The sequence below is a fragment of the Streptomyces sp. NPDC087215 genome, from assembly GCF_044744885.1.
Taxonomy (GTDB): domain Bacteria; phylum Actinomycetota; class Actinomycetes; order Streptomycetales; family Streptomycetaceae; genus Streptomyces.
Genome location: NZ_JBIUZD010000031.1, coordinates 1 through 10284, shown reverse-complemented (window position 1 = coordinate 10284; position 10284 = coordinate 1). Strand labels below are relative to the sequence as shown.

Sequence of the window (10284 nt, the reverse complement as noted above, 5' to 3'; positions counted from 1 at the left end):
CTCCGGCGGGTGTGTTCCTAGACAGCTCCACCACACCGGAGGTCTTCGCCATGTTCAAGACCAGACGACTGTCAACAACGTCCGTGATCAATACAGCTAGAACGTCTCGCCCGCCGAGTCGACGAGTCTGCGGCGCGCGGTCCTCACCGCCGGGGGCAGGGCCGCGACCGCTCCGGTCACGGCCGCCGTGGCGATCAGGACCGTCAGGAGGAGCGGGGACGGCGGATGGGCGATGCCCGCGCCGATGCCGTCGGCGCGGGCCTCCGTGTCCACGAGCCACCGGCCGGCGACGGCGCCGACGGCCGTGCCCAGGAGGGCGGAGGCGAGTGAGGTGAGCACGGCCGCCGTCACGATGACCCCGCCGATCTGCCGGGGGGTGAGACCGATGGCCCGCATCGCCAGCAGGTCCCGGACCCGGGCCCGTACTCCCGCGCTGATGAGGGTGAACAGTTCGACGAGCGCGATGAAGGCCAGGACGGCGATGAGGGCCGCGATGATGCCGCGCGGGGTGTCGAGCCGGTCCGCCGGAGTGGGGGTCCTGCGGACCTCCGTGGTGTCTCCGGTCGTCGCGGAGACGGCGGCGGCGACCGTCCCGGGGTCGGTGCCGGGCCTCAGGACGAGGGCGTGGAAGGCGGGGCGGAGGGCGGGCGCGCCGTCCTTGAGGGTGTCGAGGGAGGTGGAGACGATCCGGCCGCCGTCGTCGGGTTCGATGCTGCGGCCGACGATGTGCAGGATCTGGGGGCGCCCCTCGACCGTCATGCGGACCCACTCCCCCACGGGTACGTCGAGCAGGTCGAGGAGTCCCTGTCCGGCGACGGCCTCGTCGGGTCCGGTCGGGGCCCGGCCCTCGGCGAGGGTGTGGGGGTAGGGGCGTTCCCGGGTGCCGAGACCCCGCAGGGTGATGGTGCCGGTCTGGCCGGGGACGAGGGCGGCGAACTCGACGCCGGGGAAGGCGTCCTGGACCCCGGGGACACCCGCCAGGACGCGCTCCCGGTCCGCGCCGTCACCGGGGGCGGACGGCTCGGCCCGTACGGTCAGGGCGGCGGCGCGGCCCATCCGCGCGGGGTCGTCGCGGAACTGGTCCAGGGTCGACCAGCCGACGAGGGCGACCGTCATCAGGGCCACGGGAAGACCCAGCCGGGTGATGGACGCGAGGGCCTGGCGGCGGCCGGAGAAGGCCGCGCGCCAGCCGAGGACGAGGGCCGGGGAGACGTGGAGGCCGAGGGCCCGGCGGCCGAACGCGGTGAGGGGCGCGGCGGCGGGGAGCGCGGCCCTGGCCACGGGGACGGGCGGTACGCGCCCGGCCCGCCAGGCGGCGAGTCCGGTGGCGGCGGCGATGAGGAGGACGGCGGCGGCGGGCAGTCCGACGAGGATCGTGCGGTGTCCGGGCATCTCGGGCCACAGGCGTACGGCCTCGCCGATCCTGCCGGGTATCCGGCGTCCCAGGGTGACGGTGGCGGTGGTGGCGAGCGCGGCGCCGAGGACCGCGAATCCCAGGTGCTGGACGAGGAAGCCCCGGATGACCTGGCCGGGGGTGAAGCCGACGGCCTTGAGTACGGCGATGTCGCGGAGCTGGCCGCGTACCCGGGACCGTACCGCTCCGGACGCGGCGACGGCGGCGGCGAACAGGGCGGCCACGCCGAAGGCGGCGAACATCTGGCCGAGGAGCCGGTCGTCGCCGCCCATGTCGGCCTTGGCCTGCTGCCATTTGGTCACCTGGTCGACCCGGTCGGCGCCGAGGAGGGTGACCGAGCGCTGGACGATGTAGTCGGTGTCGTCCGGGTCCTTCAGGCGCAGTCCGATCCGCTGTCCGGCGGGGGCGGTCGCCGCGTCTTCCAGGGTGGCGGGGAGGACCCAGGCGGTGCCGGGGTGCTGGTCGGGCCGGTAGCGGGGCTCGGCGCTGTCCGCGACGCCGACGACCCGGAGGGTACGGGTTCCGCCGTCGGGCCCCGGGAGGGTGATCGTCTCGCCGGGCTCGGCCCACAGGGCGCGGGCGAGCACGCTCTCCAGGACGATCTCGTCGGAGGTCCCGGCGGCGAGCCAGCGGCCCGACGTGATCAGGGGACGGGCGACGCGCGGCGGTTGCGTCCCGGTGGCGCGCAGGACGACGCGCGCGCGTGCTCCGGGTGTCACCAGGGTGGCGTCGGCCGTGCGGAAGGGCCCGGAGATCGCGGCGACCTCGTCGAGGGAGGCGAGCGAGGCAAAGGCGGCGGGGTCGGCGTCTCCGCGCGCGTGGAGCCAGATGTGGGCGCCCTGGGACTGGTTGAAGACCCGCTGCCAGGGGTTGACGGCGTAGCTGAGGAGTGCCCCGGAGAGCAGCAGGGAGGCGATCACTCCGGCACTTGCGAGCACCGCGAAGAGCGCTTCCACGCGGTGGGCGCGCAGGTCGGAGCGGGCCCATCGCAGTGTGGCGCGCACGGCGCACTCCCTTTCGGTCGCTCGGTCTCTCGGTGGCCGGGCCCGGCCGCCTCCTGGCGGGGCGTCGCCCGGCCGGTCCGTCTTCCGCCCCACCGGTCTCTTGGCCGGTCCGTCCGTCGCCCGGTCCGTCCGTCGCCGGGGCCGTCAGTCGCGGAGTTCGAGCACGCCGGACACGCCCGTCCGGGGCGCGCCTCCGTCGTCCAGGGTCGCGTCGTCGGCGATCCGTCCGTCGAAGAAGCTGATGACCCGGTCGGCGGCGCTGGCCATCCGGGCGTCGTGGGTGACCATGAGGATGCTCTGGCCGCGCGCGTGGCAGTGGGAGAGGAGCCTGACCACGTCACGGGTGCCCTTGCTGTCGAGGCTTCCGGCGGGTTCGTCGGCGAGGAGCAGCGCGGGGTGGTTGACGAGGGCCCTGGCCAGGGCGACGCGTTGCTGCTCGCCGCCGGACAGTTCGCCGGGCATGGACCGTTCCCGGCCTTCGAGGCCCAGTTCGGCGAGGAGTTCCCGGCGGCTCTGCCGGGCGGACGCGGCGGAGGCTCCGGCCAGCAGGGCGGGGAGTTCGATGTTGTCGGCGACGGTGAGGTTGGAGACCAGGTTGAAGAACTGGAAGACGACGCCGACGCGGCGGCGGCGCAGCACCGCCCAGCGGGCCTCGGTGTAGCCGTCGACCCGCTCCCCGCCGAGCCAGAGGCGTCCGCTGTCGGGCCGTTCGAGGCCGCCGACGAGATGCAGCAGGGTCGACTTGCCCGCTCCCGAGGGGCCGGTGACGGCGACGAACTCGCCGGGCATGACGGTCAGGTCCACGCCCCGGACCGCGTGGACGGGGGCGCTGTCGCCGCGATGGGTCTTGGTCAGGCCCTCGGCGTGGACGATGGCCTGACTGGCGGACGGCGGGACGGGACCTGTGGTCATTCCAGCTCCTCCTGACAGCGCTCCAGCCAGTCGAGGTCGGCCTGCAGGTGCAGCATGGCGCCCTCGATCAGGAGGTGAGCGACCTTGTTCTCCCGGTCCTCGGTGGCGGCGAGCCTGGAGAGGCCGCGCATGGTGTTCAGGTGCTGTCGCCGCTGTCTGTTGATGAGCACGATCGGGTCGGCCATTCCCGACAGGGGCGCGAGGGCGAGCTTCATGAAGAACTCGTCGCGCACGCGCGGCTCCTCCGTGGTCTCGTCGAACCACGCGGAGACGGCCTCCCGCCCTGCGTCGGTCAGTCGGTACGTCCGTTTGTTGGGCCGCCCCGTCTGTTCGACGTCCTCGCCCTCGATCAGGCCGCTCTTCTCCAGCCGCCCGAGCGTCACGTAGACCTGGCCGATGTTCGGCTGAGGGTATGCGGAGCCCAGCAGTTGTTCAAGGCCCTGCTTGAGCTCGTATCCGTGGGCGGGCCCACGGGTGAGGAGTGCCAGCAGCTGCTGCCGCACGCGCTCCCCCTTCTGTGTCGTTCCGGCTTCTGTGTCGTTCCGGAAACCCGATGCCGGACCTGAGACCCGGTGGACCAGGTGACGGCCGTGTCACCTGCGCCGTCAGTATCGCCGATTCCCCGCGCGCGACCTATGCCACGATGGTCGGCGTCACGTCCGGGACCATGTCCGGGAGGAACCTGTGCGGTGGATACGGGCCGTGGGGAGGGGTGTCCTCGTCGCGGCGGTCGTGCTGGCCGGGCACGCGGGGGCGGCGGCGCCCGGGGGGCCGTCGGCCGGGGGGCGGGGGCCGCTGACGTTCGTCACTGCCGGGGACCTCACCCACTATCTCCGGCCGCTGCTCGACGACTGGAACCGGGAGCGCCCGGCCGAGCCGGTCACCCTCGTCGAGCTGCCCGACTCGGCGGACGAGACGCGGGCCCAGATGCTCAGCGAACTGCGGTCCGGCGGCGGCCGGTTCGACGTCCTGAACATCGATGTCGCCTGGACCTCGGAGTTCGCCGCCGCCGGTCTGATCGCTCCGCTGGCCCGTGACCGGTTCGCCCTGGACGCCTTTCTGCGGCCGGTCGTCGACACGGCCACCTTCGAGGGGCGCCTGTACGCCGTCCCCTACGTGACGAACGCGGGGCTCCTCTACTACCGTGCGGACATCTTGGGGGCGGCGGGCGAGAAGCCGCCCCGGACCTGGTCGGAACTGGCCCGGCAGGCCCGGACGCTCGCGCCCCGCAGCGGTCTCGACGGGTACGCCGGTCAGTTCCTGCCGTACGAGGGTCTGACCGTGAACCTCACGGAGGCGATCCAGTCGGCGGGCGGCACGGTCCTGCGCGACGAGGGGACGCGGATCGCGGTGGACTCCGACGCGGCGCGCGCCGGGTTCGCGTTCCTCGCGGACGGGCTGCGGGAGGGCTGGATCCCCCAGGAGGCCCTGCGGTACAAGGAGGAGGAGTCGCGGGCGGCGTTCGTGGAGGGCAGGCTGCTGTTCCTGCGGAACTGGCCGTACGTGTACACCGACGCCGACGGTCCGGGGTCGAAGGTCGCCGGGCGCTTCGGGGCCGTTCCGCTTCCGGGTGCGCACGGGCCGGGTACGAGCGTGCTCGGCGGGTCGAACCTCGCGGTGTCCGCGCGTTCCCGGCATCCCGCGACGGCGGCGGACTTCCTCGCCTATCTGACGAGCGAGCGGGTGCAGCGGCAGGTGCTGACGAAGGGTGCGCTGCCGCCGGTCCTGGCGTCGCTCTACGACGATCCGGGGCTGGTCGCCTCCCATCCGTACCTCACCATCCTCCGGGAGAGCGTGCTCAGCGCGGTGCCCAGGCCCAAGAGCCCCCGGTACGGGCAGGTGAGTCTGGCGGTGCAGGCCGTGGGGCAGGACGTGCTGGCGTTGCGGGAGAGCCCGGAGGAGGCCGTACGTCGGCTGACGCGGGAGCTGGGCGACATCTCGGGCGGGGGCTGACGCGCGGGCCCAAGGTGCCTCCCGGGCAGCTCCCGTACCTCCTTCATCATTCACCTCCTTACCTACATGTTAGGTAGGGAGGTTCTTCGTTTCCCGTTCCTGCGTGCCCATCTGCCCATAAGGACAGATCCGTTGTGCACCCTCATTGACAGGATCCCGTCACACATACTTAACATGAATGTATGCCCGAGGCTCCCGACGGGGCGCTCTCGCCCTCACCTCAGGACAGTCCGGCGTGAGCTGCCCAGCGCTCCCGCAGCCCGTTCCGGCCGCTCTCCCCACCCTCGTCCCGCCGCTGCCCCCCCCTTGTTCGAGCGAGCCCCACCGTAGGAAGGAAGGACCGCCATGCGACGACCCGCCGCCCTGACCCTCCGTACCGCCGGTACCGTCTCCGCCGTGTTCGCCCTCGCCCTCACCGCCACCGCCTGCGGAGGCGGCGACGGACCCGCCACGGGAGGCGGAGGCGCCCTGAAGGGCCAGACCATCACCGTGGCCGGTGTCTGGACCGGCGGCGAGCAGAAGAACTTCAAGAAGGTCCTCGACGCGTTCAGCGCCAGGACCGGCGCCAAGACCGTCTTCGTCCCGTCCGGCGACAACGTCTCCACCTTCGTCGGCAGCAAGATCGAGGGCGGCAACGCGCCCGACGTCGTCCTCGTGCCCCAGGTCGGCGTGCTCCAGCAGTTCGCGAAGGCGGGCTGGCTCACACCGCTCTCGGAGAAGACCACCACCACCGCCACCGCGGGCCTCGCGCCCGTCTGGAAGAACTACGGAACGGTCGACGGCGCCTACTACGGGCTCTACTTCAAGGCCGCCCACAAGTCGACGATCTGGTACGCCCCCGAGGCCGTCGCCCAGGCGGGCGTGAGCGAGCCGAAGAGCTGGGACGAACTCCTCAAGGCGGGCCGGACGCTCGCGGACTCCGGCCGTCCCGCCTTCGCGATAGCCGGTGAGGACGGCTGGACCCTCACGGACTGGTTCGAGAACGTCTATCTGTCCCAGGCGGGGCCGGAGAAGTACGACCGGCTCGCCCAGCACAAGCTCAAGTGGACCGACGAGAGCGTCGTCACGGCCCTCACCACCCTCGCCGAGGTCTTCAGGGACAAGCAGCTCGTCGCCGGTGGCGCCCAGCTCGCCCTGCGAACCGACTTCCCCGGCTCCGTCGAGCAGGTCTTCGGCCCCGAACCCAAGGCCGCCATGGTCTACGAGGGCGACTTCGTCGGCGGCGTCGCCAAGGACGAGTTCGGCAAGAAGCCCGGCGAGGACGCCAAGTTCTTCCCCTTCCCGGCGGTCGGGACCGGCACCGCCCCGGTGGTCAGCGGCGGTGACGCGGCCGTCGTCCTCAAGGACGCGGAGAACGCCGACGGCGCCATGAGGCTCGTCGAGTTCCTCGCCACCCCCGAGGCGGCCGAGGTGTGGGCGGCGGCGGGCGGCTTCCTCTCCCCCAACAAGAACGTCAAGCCCGAGGCGTACGCCGACGACACCACACGCGCCACCGCCGCCTCGCTGGTCTCCGCGGGCGACTCGGTGCGCTTCGACATGTCCGACCAGGCGCCCGCCGCGTTCGGCGGCACCAAGGGCGCGGGCGAGTGGAAGATCCTCCAGGACTTCCTGCGCGACCCGTCGAACCCCGGGGCGACCGCGGCGGCCCTGGAAGCCGCGGCGGCCAAGGCGTACGGGAACTGAGGCCGGCCCGGTCATGAAGCCTCCTCCGAAGGCGCGCGCCTCGGCCGATCCGAGACGCCTCGCCCTGCGCAGAAGACGTCTCCTGGGCGCGCTGTTCGCGCTGCCCACGCTGCTGCTCCTCGGGGCGCTGGTCGTCTACCCCGTCCTGTTCTCGGTGGGCCGCAGCTTCTTCGACGCGAGCGGTGACCGCTTCGTCGGCGCCGCCAACTACGTGGAGATGTTCCGGGACCCGGCGACGCTCAAGGCCGTACGGAACAGTGCCGTCTGGGTCGTGGTCGCACCGGCCCTGCTCACCGGCATCGGGCTGGTCCTCGCGGTCCTGACCGAACGGATCCGCTGGGCGACCGCGTTCAAACTGGTCCTCTTCCTCCCCATGGCGGTGTCGTTCCTCGCCGCGGGCATCATCTTCCGGCTCTCCTACGAGCAGGACCCCGACCGGGGCGTGATCAACGCCGTGGTGGTGGGCGTCCACGACGCGTTCGAGGAGCCCGCGCCCTACCCCACCGCCCGCGCCAGGCCGTCCGAGGCACTGACCGGCAGCCCCGGGGACGGCTACACCACGGCACCGGGGACCGTACGGCCCGGCACCGGCGTCCTCCTGCCCGTGGTCGGCGTCGCCCCCGGGGCCGTACCGGCGACGGCGCTGGCCGCGCGCGCACCCGCGCCGGAGCCCGACGGCCTCTCCGGCACCGTCTACCTCGACTTCACCCCCGGATCGGGCGGCCGGCAGGGCGTGATCGACCCGGCGGAGAAGGGCCTGCCCGGTATGACCGTCGAGGCGCTGCGCGGGGGCGAGGTCGTCGGCACCGCGACCACGGGCGACGACGGATCGTTCCGCTTCGACGGCCTCGGCTCCGGCGACGGCGGCTACGCACTGCGCCTGCCCGCCGCCAACTTCGCCGCCCCCTACAACGGCGTGAACTGGCTCGGCCCGTCCCTCGTCACCCCCGCGATCATCGGGGCCTACCTGTGGGTGTGGACCGGTTTCTCCATGGTCCTGATCGGCGCGGGCCTCGCGGCGATCCCCCGCGACACCCTGGAAGCGGCCCGCGTGGACGGCGCCAGTGAGCGACAGATCTTCCGCAGGATCACCGTTCCGCTGCTCGCGCCCGTCCTGACCGTCGTCTTCGTGACCCTGGTCATCAACGTCATGAAGGTCTTCGACCTCGTCTACGTCATCGCCCCCGGGCCCGTTCAGGAGGAGGCCGACGTGCTCGCCACCCGTATGTGGCTGGTCTCCTTCGGCGGCGGCAACGATCAGGGCCTCGGCAGCGCCCTCGCCGTGCTGCTGCTCCTGCTCGTCGTACCGGCGATGGTCTTCAACATCCGGCGCTTCCGGAAGGACGGAGCATGAGCACCCGCACCGGACGGACCCGCTGGCTGGGCAGCTCGCTGGTCCAGCTGCTCCTGGTCCTCGTCGCCCTCGTGTGGATCACTCCGCTCGCCGGGCTCTTCCTCTCCTCCCTGCGCTCGGAGCGGGACAACGCCTCCGACGGCTGGTGGACCGCGCTGGTCGACCCGTCCCGCCTCTCGATCGACAACTACCGTGCGCTGTTCGAGGATTCGGGGATCCTCCAGGCGTTCTGGAACACCGTCGTCATCTCCGTGCCCACGACCGTCCTCGTCGTCGGCATCGCCGCCCTCGCGGGCTACGCCTTCGCCTGGCTGCGCTTCCCCGGCCGTGACACGGTCTTCCTCGTGGTGGTCGGCCTCCTGGTGGTCCCGGTGCAGATCGGCCTGCTTCCGGTGGCCAAACTCTTCGGCGCGGTCGGCCTGTTCGGGACGGTCGCGGGCGTCATCCTCTTCCATGTCGCCTACGGGCTGCCCTTCGCCGTCTTCCTGCTGCGCAACTACTTCGCGGAGATACCGAAGGAGATGCTGGAGGCGGCGCGCCTGGACGGCGGCAGCGAGTGGCGGATCTTCCTCCGACTGGTGCTGCCCCTGGGCCGACCCGCGCTCGCCAGTCTGGCGATCTTCCAGTTCCTCTGGGTGTGGAACGACATGCTGGTGGCACTGCTCTTCGCCGACAGCTCGTCGCAGCCGCTGACGGTGGCCCTCCAGTCGCAGATGCGGCAGTTCGGCAGCAACATCGGCGTCCTCGCGCCGGGGGCCTTCCTGTCGCTCGTCGTGCCGCTCGTGGTGTTCTTCGCCTTCCAGAAGCACTTCGTGCAGGGGGTGATGGCGGGGTCCGTGAAGTAGCGCCGCCCGCGCCCGCCCCTGATCGGTACGCGACGGCCGGACGCCCGTGGCCAGTTTCCGTCACCTTGCGGAGCGGCAGCGCGGCGGCGCGGCCACCGGTCGGGGCGACGGTGGGCTCCCCGATGCCCGCCTCGTCCCGGAGGCGGACCAGCCGATCGCGCGGAGCGCCGTCGTCCGCGCGCAGTGCCGCAGTCGGTGCCGCCCAGAAGGAGTGGTCCGCCTTCGACCGCCGGAAGAGCTGTGGGCTGAACACCGAAGTTCCGCTCCGCGCCCCTCCCCCTCCATCGCCGTACGCCCCAGCCACCCGTCCGGCCGGACGGCTCGGGCGTCGGTCGCGAGCCCCGAAGTTCCCGCCGCCGAGGGGTGGTTCGGACGGACATGGGGTCCGGTGGGCGAGGCAGCGCCCGGCCCCGGACCCCGGGGCCCGCAGGAGTCAGTCCGCGGCTTCCAGGGAAGCCATTCGTGTGTCGTACGTGGCTCTGGCCGTGGCGATCTCCTCCTGGTGGTCCTCCGTCCAGTCCACCAGGGCCCGGATCGTGGCGTGCAGGGTCACGCCGAGCGGGGTCAGCGCGTATTCCACCCGTGGGGGGACGGTGGGATGGACCGTGCGCCGGACGAGTCCGTCCCGCTCCAACTGGCGCAGCGTCACGGTCAGCATCCGCTGGCTGATGCCGTCGATCCGGCGGCGCAGTTCGGAGAAGCGGAGTGTCTGGCGTTCCAGGTGGGCGATGGCCAGGAGTGACCACTTGTCGGCGACGCGGTCGAGGATCTGACGGACCTGACAGCCCTCGCGGGCGTCCCACTGGAGCACGTCGTAGTCGTGCTCGGTTCCCGTGCAGTGACTCGGTGACTTCAAAGTGCCTACTTCCATGCCTCCCCACCCTGCCGCAAGATTCGAGTGGTTACAAGAGAGAACCACTACGGGCTTTCTCCACGTACCACCCTGACGGGTTCTCACCCGTCCCCAGGGGAACTCCCAGCGTCTGCGGCGGCAGCGCGAACGGCCTCCCCTCTTTTCATTCCCTCGCGTGCAAGGAGAAATTCTGTGTCCACACTGCAATCCTCGAGCAGCGGCACGGACCGCATGAGCGGGCGCGCGTGGGGCGTGCTGTTCGTGCT

8 protein-coding genes are annotated in these 10284 nt (G+C 72.0%); 4 read left to right on the top strand and 4 right to left on the bottom strand.

Annotated features, from left to right (window positions below):
• Nucleotides 1-96: 96 nt before the first annotated feature.
• From ACIO92_RS34010 to ACIO92_RS34000, 3 genes are all read right to left on the bottom strand, one after another.
• Nucleotides 97-2418 carry an FtsX-like permease family protein gene (locus ACIO92_RS34010; RefSeq protein WP_366445798.1) on the bottom strand — a complete coding sequence of 774 codons (2322 nt, stop codon included), beginning with the start codon at nucleotides 2416-2418 and terminating at the stop codon, nucleotides 97-99.
• Nucleotides 2419-2562: 144 nt separating this feature from the next.
• A complete protein-coding gene (locus tag ACIO92_RS34005) occupies nucleotides 2563-3330 on the bottom strand; it encodes an ABC transporter ATP-binding protein (RefSeq protein ID WP_366445799.1) in 768 nt (255 codons plus the stop codon).
• On the bottom strand, nucleotides 3327-3833 hold the full coding sequence (locus ACIO92_RS34000; protein WP_351793848.1) for a PadR family transcriptional regulator: 507 nt from the start codon (nucleotides 3831-3833) through the stop codon (nucleotides 3327-3329). The genes ACIO92_RS34005 and ACIO92_RS34000 overlap by 4 nt, the downstream gene beginning before the upstream one ends.
• A gap of 181 nt (nucleotides 3834-4014) precedes the next feature.
• Here ACIO92_RS34000 and ACIO92_RS33995 point away from each other — a divergent pair, with 181 nt between their 5' ends.
• The 4 genes from ACIO92_RS33995 (at nucleotide 4015) to ACIO92_RS33980 (ending at nucleotide 9165) form a co-directional block, all read left to right on the top strand.
• A complete protein-coding gene (locus ACIO92_RS33995) occupies nucleotides 4015-5283 on the top strand; it encodes an ABC transporter substrate-binding protein (protein WP_402284395.1) in 1269 nt (422 codons plus the stop codon).
• Nucleotides 5284-5628: 345 nt separating this feature from the next.
• On the top strand, nucleotides 5629-6966 hold the full coding sequence (locus ACIO92_RS33990) for an ABC transporter substrate-binding protein (protein ID WP_402284393.1): 1338 nt from the start codon (nucleotides 5629-5631) through the stop codon (nucleotides 6964-6966).
• A 13-nt stretch (nucleotides 6967-6979) separates the two neighbouring features.
• Nucleotides 6980-8320: an ABC transporter permease subunit gene (locus tag ACIO92_RS33985; RefSeq protein WP_402284390.1), complete on the top strand. Its 1341-nt coding sequence runs from the start codon at nucleotides 6980-6982 to the stop codon at nucleotides 8318-8320.
• The gene (locus ACIO92_RS33980) at nucleotides 8317-9165 is read left to right on the top strand and encodes a carbohydrate ABC transporter permease (protein WP_366445803.1); all 849 of its coding nucleotides are present in this window, start codon (nucleotides 8317-8319) and stop codon (nucleotides 9163-9165) included. The genes ACIO92_RS33985 and ACIO92_RS33980 overlap by 4 nt, the downstream gene beginning before the upstream one ends.
• 433 nt (nucleotides 9166-9598) lie before the next feature.
• On the opposite strand, the gene ACIO92_RS33975 is transcribed toward ACIO92_RS33980, so the two are convergent.
• Entirely contained in the window at nucleotides 9599-10036 is a 438-nt protein-coding gene (locus ACIO92_RS33975) for a helix-turn-helix domain-containing protein (protein ID WP_366445804.1), read from the bottom strand.
• Nucleotides 10037-10284 lie beyond the last annotated feature (248 nt).